Origin of the sequence: Saccharomonospora sp. NPDC046836 (genome assembly GCF_040645195.1) — a bacterium.
In the GTDB taxonomy this organism is placed as follows: domain Bacteria; phylum Actinomycetota; class Actinomycetes; order Mycobacteriales; family Pseudonocardiaceae; genus Prauserella_A.
The window spans coordinates 25,395-40,551 of the sequence record NZ_JBEYXW010000040.1 but is presented as its reverse complement, the minus strand read 5'-3'; the positions used below and the strand labels follow the sequence as shown (position 1 = coordinate 40,551).

11 protein-coding genes are annotated in these 15,157 nt (G+C 68.8%); 5 read left to right on the top strand and 6 right to left on the bottom strand.

Translation table 11 applies throughout. The features are described from left to right. Nucleotides 1-349: 349 nt before the first annotated feature. Entirely contained in the window at nucleotides 350-3,070 is a 2,721-nt protein-coding gene (locus ABZ863_RS30265) for a GNAT family N-acetyltransferase (protein ID WP_358542584.1), read from the bottom strand. Between the two features lie 6 nt (nucleotides 3,071-3,076). After that, a complete protein-coding gene (locus ABZ863_RS30260; protein ID WP_358542581.1) occupies nucleotides 3,077-4,249 on the bottom strand; it encodes an acetoin utilization protein AcuC in 1,173 nt (390 codons plus the stop codon). Between the two features lie 199 nt (nucleotides 4,250-4,448). Between ABZ863_RS30260 and ABZ863_RS30255 the strand changes: the two genes are divergently transcribed. The 3 genes from ABZ863_RS30255 to galE all read left to right on the top strand — a co-directional run bounded on the left by ABZ863_RS30255 (nucleotide 4,449) and on the right by galE (nucleotide 7,381). Continuing rightward, nucleotides 4,449-5,144: a metal-dependent transcriptional regulator gene (locus ABZ863_RS30255; RefSeq protein ID WP_358542579.1), complete on the top strand. Its 696-nt coding sequence runs from the start codon at nucleotides 4,449-4,451 to the stop codon at nucleotides 5,142-5,144. Continuing rightward, complete coding sequence (gene galK / locus ABZ863_RS30250) at nucleotides 5,141-6,313, top strand: galactokinase (protein ID WP_358542576.1); 1,173 nt, start codon at nucleotides 5,141-5,143, stop codon at nucleotides 6,311-6,313. Before ABZ863_RS30255 ends, galK begins: the two co-directional genes overlap by 4 nt. A gap of 69 nt (nucleotides 6,314-6,382) precedes the next feature. Beyond that, nucleotides 6,383-7,381, top strand: a complete 999-nt coding sequence (gene galE, locus ABZ863_RS30245) for a UDP-glucose 4-epimerase GalE (protein WP_358542573.1) — start codon at nucleotides 6,383-6,385, stop codon at nucleotides 7,379-7,381. Here the strand turns inward: galE and ABZ863_RS30240 are convergent. Together ABZ863_RS30240 and ABZ863_RS30235 are read right to left on the bottom strand one after the other, a co-directional pair. Then, nucleotides 7,347-8,450 (bottom strand): DUF4192 domain-containing protein, encoded by a 1,104-nt coding sequence (locus ABZ863_RS30240; protein ID WP_358542570.1) that lies wholly within the window; start codon nucleotides 8,448-8,450, stop codon nucleotides 7,347-7,349. The genes galE and ABZ863_RS30240 overlap by 35 nt on opposite strands. 162 nt (nucleotides 8,451-8,612) lie before the next feature. Beyond that, entirely contained in the window at nucleotides 8,613-10,385 is a 1,773-nt protein-coding gene (locus ABZ863_RS30235) for a Xaa-Pro dipeptidyl-peptidase (protein ID WP_358542567.1), read from the bottom strand. Between the two features lie 193 nt (nucleotides 10,386-10,578). On the opposite strand from ABZ863_RS30235, the gene ABZ863_RS30230 reads away from it, so the two are divergent. After that, nucleotides 10,579-11,487 carry a hypothetical protein gene (locus ABZ863_RS30230; RefSeq protein ID WP_358542564.1) on the top strand — a complete coding sequence of 303 codons (909 nt, stop codon included), beginning with the start codon at nucleotides 10,579-10,581 and terminating at the stop codon, nucleotides 11,485-11,487. Nucleotides 11,488-11,500: 13 nt separating this feature from the next. On the opposite strand, the gene ABZ863_RS30225 is transcribed toward ABZ863_RS30230, so the two are convergent. Then, nucleotides 11,501-11,953 (bottom strand): CBS domain-containing protein, encoded by a 453-nt coding sequence (locus ABZ863_RS30225; protein ID WP_358542561.1) that lies wholly within the window; start codon nucleotides 11,951-11,953, stop codon nucleotides 11,501-11,503. A 78-nt stretch (nucleotides 11,954-12,031) separates the two neighbouring features. Further along, nucleotides 12,032-12,976 carry a neutral zinc metallopeptidase gene (locus tag ABZ863_RS30220; RefSeq protein ID WP_358542558.1) on the bottom strand — a complete coding sequence of 315 codons (945 nt, stop codon included), beginning with the start codon at nucleotides 12,974-12,976 and terminating at the stop codon, nucleotides 12,032-12,034. Between the two features lie 10 nt (nucleotides 12,977-12,986). Here ABZ863_RS30220 and ABZ863_RS30215 point away from each other — a divergent pair, with 10 nt between their 5' ends. After that, nucleotides 12,987-15,017 (top strand): prolyl oligopeptidase family serine peptidase, encoded by a 2,031-nt coding sequence (locus ABZ863_RS30215; RefSeq protein WP_358542555.1) that lies wholly within the window; start codon nucleotides 12,987-12,989, stop codon nucleotides 15,015-15,017. The last annotated feature ends 140 nt before the right edge of the window (nucleotides 15,018-15,157 follow it).

Below are 15,157 nucleotides of genomic sequence, written 5' to 3'. Positions count from 1 at the left end.
CGGGTGCACGAATTGCCCACCCAGGTACGCGAGTTGCCCGCCTCGGAGGGGGTGGCGTTACCGCGGCCGGTGCCGAAGTCGCATGCCGGAACAGGCGACAAGCGCATCGGTACGGGCAACTCACGCGCCGGACCGGGCAACTCGCGCACCGGACCGGGCCACTCACGCGCCAGACCGGGCCACTCACGCGCCGGACGGGGCGACTCGGGCGCCGGAGCGGGCAACTCACGCGCCGGACCGGGCCACTCACGCGCCGGACGGGGCGACTCGCGCGCCGGAGCGGGGGACTCGCCGACCGGAGCGGGGGACTCGCCGACCGGAGCGGGGGACTCGCGCGTTGGAACGACCTCTAGGTCTGCTGGGTGGCGCTCGGGTCGGTGGGGGCTGTGATCGGGCGGAGGCGCCGTGGGCCCGAGTCGGGGCGCGACGGCGGCGGGCCAAGAACGATGCGGGCGTTGGTGACGAAAGCACCTTCCGGCGAGGCGAGAATCGGGTCGAGGACCAGCGAGCGGACCTCGGGGATGTCCTCGGCGAGCGTCGCCACCCGCAACACCAGATCCTGCAGCGCTGCCAGATCGGCGGGCTCATCACCCCGGTAACCGGTGAGCAGCGGCGCCGCCTTGGGTTCCCGGATCAGCGTCGCGGCGTCGACATCGGTCAGCGGCACCGCACGAAACGCCTGGTCGCCCAGCAACGCACTCACCACACCGGACAGGCCGAAGGACACCAGCGTGCCGAACGACGGGTCGTCCCGCAGCCCGATCATGCACGACAGTCCCTTCGGTGCCATGCGCTGCACGTAGACCTCGTCGGCGCCGGAGACCTCTCGCAGGTCCCGGTAGCTGACCCGCACCGAGTCCGGCGAGGTGAGGTCGAGCCGTACCCCGGCGAAGTCCGGCCTGCCGCGCAACCGGTCGTCGAACGCCTTGAGCGTCACCGGGTAGCCGAGCTCCGCGGCCGCCGCAACGGCATCGTCCATATTGGACACCAGATGGAAGGGCACCACGGTGATTCCGTAGCAGGCCAGCAGCCGGACCACATCGTCGTCACCGAGCGCGTGATTGTGCCCCTGGGTCAGCAGCTCGCGCACGGTGCCCTGCGCCTGCTCGGGATGCACGCCGGAGGGACGCACAATCGCGCCCTGCGGCCGTTGCCGCCACGCGGCGTAGCGCACCACCCGCGCAAGTGCGTTCACCGCGCGCTCCGGGCTGGGGTAGCTCGGGATCGACCCGAAGGACGGCGCGCCGTCCGCACCGAGCACGGCGAGCTCCGCCGGTACGCCCTCGGCTGCGAGGAACGTCGACACAATCGGTTTCTCGGGCTGCGCCTTGCGCGCCACCACTGTCTCCCGCAACGCCCGCGCATACGCGGTCCCCGGGATCGCGACGGGTGGCACGAACACGACCACGAGAGCGTCCACTTCGGACGAGTCCAGCGCCTCGCCCACCGCCGCCGCGAAGGCCTGCGGCGATGCCTGCGGGCCGACGTCGACGGGGTCGACGCCCAGCCGCAACCCCTGCGCTCGCGCCGTATCGGCGGCGAGCAGACCGATCGCGCTGGAGTTGCCGACGATCCCGATCCGGGCCCCCGCGGGCAACGGTTGGTGCGCGAAGACGAGCGCGGTGTCGAACAGCTGCGCCAGCGACTCCACCCGCACGACACCGGCCTGCTCGAACAGCGCCTGCACGCTGGACTCGTCGATGTCGGTCGACGTCGCGGCCAGCTGCGGGCGCACCGCATGCCGCCCCGACTTCACGGCGACAATCGGCTTGCTGCGCGCGAGTCTGCGGGCAAGCCGCGCGAACTTGCGCGGGTTGCCGAACGATTCCAGATACAACAAGACCAGATCGGTCTGCGGATCGGTCTCCCAGTACTGCAGCAGGTCGTTACCGGACACATCGGCGCGGTTCCCGGCCGACACGAAAGTGGAAAGGCCGAGTCCGCGCGCCTCCGCGTCGGCGAGGATCGCGATACCGAGCGCGCCCGACTGACAGAAGAAACCCGTCCTGCCTCGCCGCGGCAGCCGCGGCGCCAGTGTGGCGTTCAGCCGTACCCGGGGATCGGTGTTGAGCACGCCGAGCGCGTTCGGTCCCACCACCCGCATGCCATGCGCTCGCGCCTCGCCCACGAGCCGCAGCTCGGCATGCTGACCGTGCGGCCCCGCCTCGCCGAATCCCGCGGAGACGATGACCAATGTCTTGACGCCCTTGGCAAGCGCACCGTCCAACACGGACTCGACCTGGCCGGCCGGCACAGCTACGACAGCGAGATCCACCGGATCGGGGATCTCCAGCACCGACTTGTAGGCACGCACGCCCCGGACCGACGTGCGCTCGGAGTTCACCGGGTAGACCGTGCCGGCGAAGTCGGCAGCGAGGAGGTTGGTCAGCACCGCGTAGCCGATCTTGGTGGAGTCGGCCGAGGCACCGATGACGGCCACCGACCGAGGGTGCAGCAGGTTGTGCACGCTGCGCGCCTCGGCGGCCTGCTCGCGCGCCCGCGCGACGGCAAGCGACTCCTCGGTGGGGTCGATGTCGAACTCCAGGTGCACCACGCCTTCCTCGAATGCGCGGCTCATCTGGTAGCCGGCGTCGCGGAACACCCGGATCATCGCGGAGTTCTCGCCGAGGACCTCGGCGACGAAACGGCGCAGCCCGCGCTCCGAGGCGGCCGCCGCCAGGTGCTCGAGCAGGATGGAACCGAGGCCGCGGCCCTGGTGCGCATCGTCGACGACGAAGGCGACCTCGGCGGATTCGGCATCGACGCGCTCGTACCTGCCGACGGCGACAATGTCGTCACCGAGCAGCGCCACGAAAGCCACCCGATCGTGGTGGTCGACTGTGGAGAAACGCACCAGATCGCGCGGCGGGATACGCGGGTACGCGCCGAAGTAGCGAAGGTACCGGGTGCGCTCGGACAGCCTGCCGTGCAGGGCGACAAGACCATCCGCGTCGGTGGGCACGACTGGGCGCAGGTGCACGGTCCCGCCATCGGCCAGCACCACATCGGCCTCCCACTGGCGCGGGTAGTCGAAGGGGTCGTGAGCCGTCCCGGTGGTGCCGCTCGTCATGCTCGATCAGTCCCTCGGGTCGTCGGGATCCAGCCCATGCAACGGAAAGACGGCGCGGCGGGTGTCGCGGATCGCGGCGTCCACGGCGTCATCGAGCCCGTCGCCCCACGAGGAGAACCCGGTGTCGCCGCCGTCGGACATGCGCAGCGGCAGCTCGGCATACGGCGCCAACGCGCGCACGGTGTCCGTCCACGAGCCGGGCAAGGGCGTCTCCGGCGCGACGTCGCGGTCCAGCACGGTCGCGATCAGATGCGTCCACGACCGCGGGACGACCCGGATCAGCTGGTACCCGCCGCCACCGACAGCAAGCCACCTGCCTTCGGCATGGGTGTCGGCCAGCTCGCGGAGCGTGCGGTAGATCGTGCGATGCCCGTCCACCGTGAGGGAAAGGTCCGCGAGCGGGTCCTCCTCATGCGAGTCGACCCCGCACTGGCTGACCAGGATCTGCGGCCGGAAGGAGGAAAGCACGGAGGGCACGATCGCGTCGAAGGCCCGCAACCAGCCGGCATCCTTGGTACGCGGGGGCAACGGGACGTTGACCGCCGTCCCCTCGGCACCGTCCACGCCGATCTCATCCGAGTACCCGGTGCCGGGGAACAGCGTGAACGGGTGCTGGTGCAACGAGATCGTGAGCACCCGCGGGTCGCCGTAGAAGGCAGCCTGCACGCCGTCTCCGTGGTGCACGTCGGTGTCGATGTAGGCAATGCGGTCGAAGCCGTTGTCCAGCAACCAGGAGATGGCGACCGACAGGTCGTTGTAGACGCAGAAGCCCGACGCGTGGTCCCGCATCGCGTGGTGCAGCCCGCCAGCGATGTTCACCGCGCGCCGTGCCTTTCCTTCGGCGATGCACCGCGCCCCCAGCATGGTGGAGCCCACCACAAGCGACGCCGCCTGGTGCATGTCGGTGAAAACCGGGTTGTCCGGAGTGCCGAGCCCGTGCCCGACGTCCCAGCCCACCATCGGCGCCTGTTTGACGGCTTCGAGATAGTCCGCGGCGTGTGCTCGGTACAGTTCGGCCTCGGTTGCGGGTTCCGGCACCAGCAGCGGCACGTCCTCCAGCACACCGAGCGCGGTCGCGAGCTCGATGGTGAGACGCAACCGGACCGGATTGAACGGATGGTCACCACCGAGGTCGTAGCCGAGCAAGGCAGAGTCCCAGACAACGGCGGAGGGCGACATGGGGCGAGCCTAGCCGGGTTCACCACGGGTGACAGGCGGTCGTGCCGGATCGGCTGACCAGTACGACGACCGGCCCGCGCGGGACCGTCAGTACGGCGGTCGTGAGCACCTGTTCCCGGGCAGTAGCAGTTACCTGATCGCCTGCCGTCACCGTCGTGCCCAACGACTACGATGAGGAAGGCGAACAAAGGGGACAGGCGTGAACGACCTCATCGACACCACCGAGATGTACTTACGCACCATCTTCGAGCTCGAGGAGGAAGGTGTCGTCCCGCTGCGCGCCCGCATTGCGGAGCGGCTGCAGCAGAGCGGCCCGACCGTGAGCCAGACGGTGGCGCGGATGGAGCGGGACGGTCTGGTGGTGGTTGCCGACGACCGGCACCTGCAGCTGACCGACCACGGGCGCGAGCTCGCCATCGCTGTGATGCGCAAGCACCGCCTCGCCGAGCGGCTCCTGGTCGACGTCATCGGCCTGGAGTGGGAGCACGTCCACAACGAGGCGTGCCGCTGGGAGCACGTGATGAGCGAAGCGGTGGAGCGCAAGCTCGTCAAGCTGCTCGACCATCCCACGACCTCGCCGTACGGGAACCCCATCCCGGGCTTGGACAAGCTCGGTGAGGGTGAACCCGCTCCCCCGGCCGAGTCCGATCTGGTCCGGTTGGACGAGGTGGCCCGCCGCGGCGGCGGCAAGGTCGAGATCCGCCGTATCGCCGAGCACGTGCAGCTGGACGAGGCGCTGATGACCGAACTGAAGTCGGTCGGCATCGTGCCGGGCAACACGGTGCACGTCGGCCGTATCAACGGCGGCGGCTCGACCGTCGAGGTCTCCGACGACACGCGCTCCGGACCCGTTCCCGCCGCGGTGCTGCACGCCGTGCTGGCACAGGCGAGGTGACGTCCGCCGACGCTGCGGCGGGCGCCTTTCGCTCGCTGCACGGGCGGTTGCCGCGCGGGGTGTGGTCGGCGCCCGGGCGAGTCAACCTCATCGGCGAACACACCGACTACAACGACGGTTACGTGCTGCCGTTCGCGCTGCCCCATCGTCTGGCCGTCGCGGCGTCCCCTCGCGACGACAAGGTGCTGACGATGGCGACGGTCGGCTCGGACGGCCGGCTCCAGCAGGCCGCCGACGTCGAGATCCCGCACCTGCGTCCCGGTGAGCCGGACAGCTGGGCGGCCTACCCCGCCGGTGTCGCCTGGGTGCTCCGTGAACACGGCGTCGACCACGGCGCCGATCTCCTCATCGCCGGCGACGTTCCCACTGGCGCGGGCTTGTCCTCATCTGCCGCACTCGAATGCGCGACGGCGCTGGCCCTGCTGGGCCTTGCCGGCCAGCCGGAGCCCGACCACGCCCGCCGGGTCGAGATAGCACGGTGGGCGCAGCGCGCCGAAAACGAGTTCGTCGGCGTCCCGACCGGGGTACTCGACCAGATGGCCTCCCTGTGCTGCGTTGCGGGGCACGTGTTGTTCCTCGACGTGCGGTCGGGCGAGACCGAGCAGGTGCCGTTCGACGCGGAGGCCGAAGGCCTGCAGGTCCTCGTCGTCGACACCAGGGTCAAGCACGCGCACAGCGAGTCCGGGTATGGCGATCGCAGGCGTGGCACTGAGCAGGCCGCCGCGCTACTTGGCGTCGAGGCCCTGCGCGACATCACGCTAGGCGATCTGCCGAGCACCCTCGACGCCCTGCCTGGCGAACTCGCGCCACTGGTACGGCACGTTGTCACCGAGAACGCCCGTGTCGTCGACGTCGTCAACCTCCTGCGTGGCGGGCAGGTCGCTGACATCGGACCGCTGCTGGACGCCTCACACGTCAGCATGCGCGACGACTACCGGATCTCCTGCCCTGAGCTGGACCTCGCCGTCGACACCGCCCGCGCCGCCGGTGCGCTCGGCGCACGGATGACGGGTGGCGGTTTCGGCGGCTCGGCGATCGCGTTGGTACACAAGTCGGACCAGCAGGCCGTCGAGGCCGCGATCATGGCGGCGTTCGAGGACGCCGGCTTCCGCGCGCCACGATTGTTCGTCGCCATTCCCTCGCCCGGTGCCGGCCAAGATCGGCCTTGACCGAGCCCGACAGCCACCTTGGTGCACACTGGCCGGTGCAAACCGGAACGGAAGGAAGGCCCTGAGCAAATGCCCACCGACACGGCCCCATCCCGCATGAAACTGGTCGTCACGGGCGGCGCCGGCTACGTCGGCAGTGTGTGCACGGCACGGTTGATCGAGGCAGGCCACGAGGTCACCGTCGTTGACGACCTGTCCACCGGCCACGCCGACGCGGTGCCCGAAGGCGCCCGCTTCGTCGAGGGCGACGCGGCCGAGGTCGCCGGGACACTGCTGGGACAAGGCTTCGACGGCGTCCTGCATTTCGCCGCGAAATCACTCGTGGGCGAATCGATGCACGATCCCGGTCTTTACTGGCACGGCAACGTTGTCACCTCCCTCCGGCTGCTCGATGCGATGCGCACACATGGCACACCGCGTCTGGTGTTCTCCTCCACCGCGGCCACCTACGGCGAGCCGGAGACCTCCCCGATCACGGAGACGGCGCCCACCCGGCCCACCAACACCTACGGCGCGACCAAGCTCGCGATCGACCACGCCATCACCAGCTACGCGCGCGCACACGGGCTGGCCGCCGTGAGCCTGCGTTACTTCAACGTCGCGGGGGCATACGGCCGCTACGGCGAGCGGCACACCACCGAGACCCATCTGATCCCGCTCGTGCTCCAGGTAGCGACGGGAGACCGCGCGCAGGTACAGATCTTCGGCGACGACTACCCCACCGACGACGGCACCGCCGTACGCGACTACATCCACGTCACCGATCTCGCCGACGCGCACCTACTCGCCCTGGAGCACGCCCGTTCTGGCGAGCACGACATCTACAACCTCGGCAACGGAACCGGATTCTCCGTGCGCCAGGTGATCGAGGCATGCCGCGAGGCGACCGGTCACCCGATCCCGGCTGTCGTCGCGCCACGTCGTGCGGGCGACCCTGCGGTGCTGGTGGCATCCAGCGAGCGGGCCCGGACCGCACTCGGCTGGAAGCCCGAGCGCACGGATCTCGTCGGCATTGTCGCGGACGCCTGGCAGTTCACCCAGGATCGCAAGGACGCGAATCCGGCATAGGCGGCGGATCCAGATCCTGCGGCGGCGGTGCCCACAGCGCCGTGGCATCGCATGAACGCGCCAGCTTGGCGAGTTTCTGCGGCGGCATCGAGTGGTGTAGAGCCTGGGACAGCAACCCCGCCAGCACATGGCCAGGGTCTGCCTCGAGCGCGTTGGCGACAGCCATGCCGGCAAGCGGGCCTTCTCCCCGGACATAGGCGGAATAGGCCAGCAGGCTCGCCACCTGCGCGCGTTCCGGCGCTGGCGTGGCCCGCACGAGGGCGAGCCACAACCGCTCGGCCGCCTGCGCTCTCCTGCTACCCGGCGGGAGGGCGGTCGCCAGGCAGGCGTCCCTGACCTCCGCGGACACCAGCGCCAGCGCGAGGTCGACGACTTCCCGGTCGGTGAAAGCGAGATCTCCGCCATCGGCGCGGACCAGCGCGGCGCTCACCACCGCATAGGCCTGCTCCAACTCGCAGGCGGAGGCGGGTGGCTCGCCGGCGGTGTTGTCGGCAGCGAGGTCCAGCAGCGCCACCCGGCGGACCAGCGCAGCTTCATCGGCAGGCGCCAGTACCCGTTCCATCGCATCACGGCTGCTGTAGGTGATCAGGCCGGCATGTGCGGTCATCGCCGCCAGCACCGACGATCGTGGATCGGGTAGCCGGCCGGTGCAGCTGGAATCGTCGTAACACTGCCATCGCGCACCGGAACAGATCTCCGGTGTCCACAACGAATGCAGCACGGGGATGTCGACCTCGGCAAGGACGTCCGCCATGGCGTCCATCAGCTCGCGGTGCGGGGGCCCAGTCGCCTGCGCACCGGCACCGCCGACGACCGCGAGCGTCACACCGGACGGTTCCTGAGCGGCCACCGGCATGCGCATCAGCAGCGCCAGATCGAACTCGTCGCCAGGCGCAGGCAGGTCTGCCCGTAGCAGGTGGCCGATCTGGTTGCCGGCCTGGCCGGTATGGGTGATCACGAGAACGGAATCAGAGGGATGGAAGCCGAGCAAGTGCGGCGTCGCGGCGAGCAACTGCCCTGGTGCGCGCAGGTCGACCGTGGTGGCGCCTGTCGTGGGTGAGGTGGTCATGGATCCACGATGCGGTGGGGTGGCGGGGAATGGCGAGGGTGGCGGGAATCTGTGGACAGGCGGGGCGGAGTTGAACAACTCGGCATGGTGGAGCCGGAGGCGTTCGGTTGTGTCGGTGGGGTGGGCTATGCTCCCCGCCCCGCGTGTGTCCATTGAGGCCGGTCAGAACGCGGCGCGAAGGCTGCCCTGCCCACCGACCACCGGCAGGATCACCGATGTCTTCGTGAGGTCGATCGCAAGCCCCGCACCGGGTTTCGGCCGCAACGTGAAGTCGTGGTCGCTGGACAGCAACACGAACTCGAGCGTGTGCCCTTCATCGAGAACGTAGTCCTGTGGCTGCAGCTCGAACGACACGCGGTACGGCACACCGGGCCGGATCGGCATGGTACGTCCGGGATCGCGACGGTTCTGCGGATCGGTCCAGCCGCGGGTGATCACGTGCGACGTACCGTCCGGAGCGCGGTCCACGAGCACGCCGGTGATGTTGGCGGCGGGCCGGTCGAAGGAGATCGTCAGGTCGACGACCGGCGTCCCGCTCAACCGCACAGCTGTGCGGGCAGGCGAAGTCGCGTAGGCGAGCCGATGGCCGGATGCCGCCAGATCGACGAGTTCCTCCACCGTCTTCGTCGGGTCGTCGGTCAGCCGCTCCACCCTGGGTTTCCCGCGCAGCGGATGACCAACGGCGAGCACGCCGCGGGCCGGGCCGCCCTGCCGAAGGGACACCGTGGCGTCCTTCGTCCCCGGCGCCGGCCAGTCCGCCTCGTCGGCCCAGGACAGGTCCTCCCGCTGGATCGTGGCCCTCGGTTCCTGGTCGATCCCGTTCTCGATGCCGTAGAGGTAGTGCGAGAACCAGCGGTTCAGCGTGCGCAGCCATTCCTGCTCGCGCAGCCGGACCGGATCGGTGTGCCCCGACTGGTGCAACCAGATCTTGCGCTCGACGCCGTGCTCGGCAAGTGCCTCGTACCACTTGACGACCTGGCTGGTGGTGACGTTCCAGTCCTGAAGGCCGTGCACGGCAAGGACTGAAGCCTGTACCCGGTGGGCGTCGCCGAGGTAGTTCCGCTCGTCCCAGAAGGCGTTGCGGTCGCCGGTAACGCGGTCCTGTTCGGCGGCGATCTTCTCGATCACCGGTTTACAGATCTGCCTGTCCGCACGCGTGTACACGTACTCGGCGAGGACGTCCGCGTCCTCTCCCTGGTAACCACCAGGAGCCACCACGGCGCCGTCTTCGCGGTAGTAGTCGTACCAGTCCGAGATCGCTGCGATCGGCACGATCGTTTCCAGGCCTTCGACGCCGGTGCTCGCGACCGCGTTGGGCAGGGTCCCGTTGTAAGAGACACCGATCATCCCGGTCCGCCCGGTAGTCCAGTCGGCCGTCAGCGGCGCACCGGCGGCGTCGCGTGCAGTCGTCCTGCCGTTCAGCCAGTCGACTACCGCGCGGGCTCCGATGGTCTCGTTCTCGCCGCCGGTCGTCGGGCAGCCCGTCGAGGCGCCCGAGCCGAGCGACTCCGCGTAGACGAACGCGAAGCCCCGCGAGACGAAGTACTGCTCGTAGCGTGAAGACATTTGCGCGCGCGGCTTGCCCCGGCTGTCCGGGACGTACAACTCGACGTCGACATTGTGGTTGGTGATGTCGTTGCCGCCGGCGTAGTACGGGCTGGCTTGATACACCACCGGCACGCGTAGTCCCTGCTCGGTGGCGCGCGGCCGGACCACCTCGATGTGGACCTCGTCGTCGACGCCGTCGTTGTCGCTGTCCACGGGCGCGCGTACCCACAGGTTCTCGCGCACGACGTCAGCCGGGTCGAACACCGGCTGCGCCTGCCCGTCGATGAAGACCGGGGCCGGTGGCGGCTCGGCATGCGCCAGGGCCGGCGCGAGCGTCACCCCGAGAACGACGGTACTGAGCAAGATGGACAGGCGCGTGGATCGCACGGTGCTCCCAGTCGGTCGGCTGGCGAGGAGTGGTTCGACCTTTCCGGCATCGTGTAATCGGTGTCAAGGAAACCGGAAGACATCCCGACGAAAGGCGCATCATCACAACGGGCCACCACGGCTACCTGACCATTCATTCGCGATGTTACCCAGAGTTGACCTCGGGGACCCGATCGGGTGATTTGATTGGATCGTGAAACCCCGAGCGATCTTCCTGGGCCTCATGGTCGCCGGACTGATCGCGACGGTGATCACGGTGTCGGTGACGCGGACACCCGACAACGAGACGCTCGCTGCCGCCGAGACGCCTGGCAGCACCACAACTCCCGATGAACCCGCGACCCTGTCACCATCGCCGGCTTCCGCCTCACCACGCGAGCAGGCCGCGCTGGCCAACGCTGTGTCCACCGCTGTCAATCGTGTGGTGCCCGGAACGCAGATCGGCCTCGCGGTCTACGACCGGATCAGCGGCTCGATGCTCGCCAGCCTCAACGACGACCAGCAGTTCTACACCGCCTCCGTAGTGAAGCTCCTCATCGCGACCGAGGTGCTGCGCGAGGCGGGCTGGCAGGTCCCGTCCGGGGCCGCGCGAGACGAGCTCGCCGTCATGCTGTCGGGCAGCTCCGACAGCGTCGCGTCGGCACTGTGGGCTGCCTACGGCAGAACGGAGATCGATCGCAGCGCGGCGAGACTGATGAGGCTGTCCGACATGAGCCTGCCGTCGATTCCGGGACAGTGGGAGATGACCCGGCTGAGCCCACGCGACGTGGTCACGGTGTACCGGTACCTCGACGAGCGGATGCCGCAGCCCGCGAGCGACTTCGTACTCAATGCACTGTCCGGGGCGACGCGGATCGCGACGGACGGCTTCGATCAGTACTTCGGCATCCCGGCGGCGCTGCCAGGGATGAACTGGGCCGTCAAGCAAGGCTGGATGGAGATCAACAACGGCACCGTGCTCAACACCACGGGCATCGTCGGCTCCGACGGCCGCTACATCATCTCCCTGCTGACCCGCCAGCCCGCCGGCACCGGGTTCGGCCCCGGCCGCGCCGCCGTCACCGCGGGGATCGCCGCACTCGCGCCCGCACTGAACAGCTAGTCAGGCAGATCAGTCAGCCGGATGCCGGGTGAATCGGCCCACCCGAGATGTAGGCCTCCAGCTGCCGCTGGTTCTGTTGCAACTCGTCCATGCGGGACTTCACGACATCGCCGATGCTGACGATCCCGCTGAGCCTGCCATCGACAAGCACCGGCACGTGCCTGATCCGCCGCTGGGTCATCACGGCGCTCAGCTGGTCAACGGAGTCCTGCGGGGTACACGTCGCCACCACCGTGGTCATGATGTCGGACACCGGGCTGCCCAGCAGCCCGGCCCCGTGCTCGTGCAGGCGACGGACGACGTCGCGTTCGGACACGATCCCGGCGACCTCGTCGCTCGCGTCGACCACCACGAGCGCGCCCACGTTGTGTTGCGCGAGCCGCGCGAGTAGTTCCGTGACGGTGTCCGCGGGAGAGATGGTGGCCACCATTGACCCCTTGTTCCGCAGCAGATCAGCAATGCGCATCGGCGTCCCTCCCGCGCGGGCAGTGAGCTGTCTCACACAAGGTTAGTGGTCATACGGTGATTCTGAAAACACCGGCATTCAGGCGACATCCTGTGCGGACGTGTTCCAGGTGTTGCACGCGGCGGGGCCATCCGCGCCGAAGCCGATCTGAGCCCAGCGAATCTGGTTGTCCATTGTGCCGTGGGTGTCGCTGCCGTAGGTGTTGCGGAAGTCGTCGACGGCGGCCTTCGCATCATCCGCGCTGATGGCCCCGCGGCCCGCGGCCTTCTCCAGGAACAGCCCTGCGAAACAGTTCGCCTGCAGCTCGACGCGCCGACTCTCCTGCAGCTCGCCCGGCGAACCCTGCTCGAGATCCGATCCGGCATCCAGCGTGCCGGTGAGCTTCTGCACATGGTGGCCGTACTCGTGTGCCAACACGGACAGGTGCGCGGGCCGGTACAGCCCCATGTTGTTGATCAGGCGTTTGGTGGGCATGTAGATGCTCTCGTCGGATTCGCAGTAGAACGCGGTGGCCTCCTGCTCGCTCGGCATCTCACCACACGCGTTCGCCGCTTCCGACGCCACCTCGAGGCCGGCCTTGACGAATCGGGAGCCGGCACCGGCCAGAGCGGGTTGCCAAGCGGCGTCGAGGCAGGTCAGCGTGGCTGTGTAGAAACCGCGCAGCTGCGGCTCGGTGCTGCCGAGCTCGGGCAGTTCGCAGGTGACGGCGGACAGGTGCACATCCGATTCGAGTAGCGAGTTCGCACCGGGGAGGGTTGCTTTGCCTCGCGGCGCGGAGCGCTCGACGCCTGTGTCACCTTTGACATCTGGCGGCGGCATCGCCACGCCGTCCACAGGTTTCGCGGCCCGGCCCGCGAACCCGTTGATGACGACGATGCCCACCACGAGCGCGAGTACGCCGAAAATCACGAACGGCGATTTCTTCGCTCGCCGGACATTATTTTTTATGTCCACAGTGCACCTACTTTTCGGTGAGCGTGAGAGCCGCGGGTCATAAAACGGGATCTGGGGCGTGGCTGTCAAACTTGTCTACATGACCGAGGCCTTCTCCCCCGCCGACGAAGATCCGTATCTCTGGCTAGAGGACGTCACCGGTGAGCGTGCGCTCGACTGGGTGCACGCTCACAATGCCGAGACGGCCGCGAATCTCACCGGCGGTCACCGTTTCGAACAGCTGCGTGCCGAATTGCGGGAAGTGCTCGACGCCGACGACCGCATACCGTACGTCCGCCGCCGCGGGGAGTATTTGTACAACTTCTGGCGTGATAGTGCTCACCCGCGCGGCGTGTGGCGACGCACGACGCTGGAGAGCTACCGCAGCGCTGCCCCGGACTGGCAGGTCCTCATCGACGTGGACGCCCTCGCCGAAGCCGAATCCGAGAACTGGGTGTGGCAGGGCGCGACCGTCCTCCGTCCCGGGTTCCGGCGGGCGCTGATCGAGCTGTCCCGCGGTGGCGCGGACGCGACGGTGGTGCGGGAGTTCGACCTGAACGAGCGCGCGTTCGTACCGGACGGCTTCCAGCTGCCCGAGGCCAAGAGCTCCGTGAGCTGGATCGACGAGGACCGCATCTATGTCGGCACGGACTTCGGCCCGGGGTCGCTGACGACCTCCGGCTACCCCCGGCTCGTCAAGGCATGGCGGCGTGGCACACCGCTGGCGGAGGCGGAGCTGGTATTCGAGGGCAAGCCCGACGACGTGTCGGTGCGCGGCTACCACGACCCGACCGAGGGCTGGGAACGCGACTTCGTGCGGCGCAACATCGACTTCTACCGCTCGGAGCTGTACCTGCGCACGTCCCAGGGGCTCGTGCACGTGAACGTGCCGGACGATGCCGACGCGTCAGTGCATCGCGAATGGCTGCTCGTCCGCACACGTACCCCGTGGGGCGACTACCCTGCCGGCGCGCTACTCGCCACCCGGCTTTCCGACTTCCTTGCGGGTGATCGGGCGCTGACCGTGCTGTTCGCGCCCGACGCCCACACCTCGCTCGACTACTACGCGTGGACGCGGCAGCACCTGTTGTTGGGCACCCTCAGTGACGTGAAGACGAGGCTGCGTGTGCTCACGCCAGGAGACGGCGGTTGGCGCGACGAACCGCTCGCGGGCGTTCCCGACGTGGGTACCGTGCAGCTCACCGACACCGAACCCGACCACAGCGACGAGTTCCTGCTCGACGTCACCGGCTTCACCGAGCCATCGGCGCTCGTGTACGGCAGTGTCGGCGGGCGGCTGGAGACGCTCAAGCAGGCGCCGGCGTTCTTCGACAGTGCGGGACTGTCGGCTGAGCAGCACTTCGCCACATCGGCCGACGGGACACGGATCCCGTACTTCGTGGTGCGCGGACCGCAGGCAGAGCCCGGGCCGACGCTGCTCACCGGCTACGGCGGCTTCGAGCTGTCCCAGACGCCCGGCTACAGCGGCATGATCGGCCGGGGTTGGCTCACGCGTGGCGGCACGTACGTGCTGGCCAACATTCGCGGCGGTGGTGAGTACGGCCCGGATTGGCACAACCAGGCGATCAAAGCCAACCGGCACCGGGTCTACGAGGACTTCGCTGCTGTGGCGGCCGACCTGGTCGACCGTGGCATCACAACGCCGGCGCAGCTGGGTATTCAGGGCGGTAGTAACGGTGGCCTGCTGATGGGCGTCATGCTCACCCGCTACCCCGAGTTGTTCGGTGCGATCGTCTGCCAGGTACCGCTGCTGGACATGCGCCGGTACCACCAGCTGCTCGCCGGCGCGTCGTGGATGGCCGAGTACGGCGATCCGGACGATCCCGCCGACTGGGCCTACCTGTCCAGGTACTCGCCGTACCAGAATGTCCACACTGGACGGCCGTACCCGCCGGCGCTGTTCGTGACGTCCACACGGGACGATCGCGTGCATCCCGCCCACGCCCGCAAGATGGTGGCCAGGATGCGCGAGTACGGCTACGACGTGCACTATTACGAGAACATCGAGGGCGGCCACGGCGCGGCAGCCGACAACGCCCAGCTGGCGTTCAAGTGGGCGCTGGCCTTCGACTTCCTCTGGGCACGACTCGACCCGGGCAAGCGCAGCTGACGCAACTCCGCGAGTCCCCCGTTCCTGTGCGCGAGTCCCCCGCCCAGGACGGCGAGTCCCCCGTACCAGCGCGCGAGTTGCCCGTTCGGGACGGCGAGTTACCCGTTCAGGACCGCCAGTTGCGCGTTCAGCGAGGCGTG

Excerpts from the sequence above, each read along its gene's own strand:
- ABZ863_RS30215 (WP_358542555.1), top strand. The coding sequence starts at position 12,987 with ATGACCGAGGCCTTCTCCCCCGCCGACGAAGATCCGTATCTCTGGCTA.
- ABZ863_RS30240 (WP_358542570.1), bottom strand. The coding sequence starts at position 8,450 with ATGACCACCTCACCCACGACAGGCGCCACCACGGTCGACCTGCGCGCA.
- ABZ863_RS30260 (WP_358542581.1), bottom strand. The coding sequence starts at position 4,249 with ATGTCGCCCTCCGCCGTTGTCTGGGACTCTGCCTTGCTCGGCTACGAC.
- ABZ863_RS30265 (WP_358542584.1), bottom strand. The coding sequence starts at position 3,070 with ATGACGAGCGGCACCACCGGGACGGCTCACGACCCCTTCGACTACCCG.
- galE (WP_358542573.1), top strand. The coding sequence starts at position 6,383 with ATGCCCACCGACACGGCCCCATCCCGCATGAAACTGGTCGTCACGGGC.
- ABZ863_RS30225 (WP_358542561.1), bottom strand. The coding sequence starts at position 11,953 with ATGCGCATTGCTGATCTGCTGCGGAACAAGGGGTCAATGGTGGCCACC.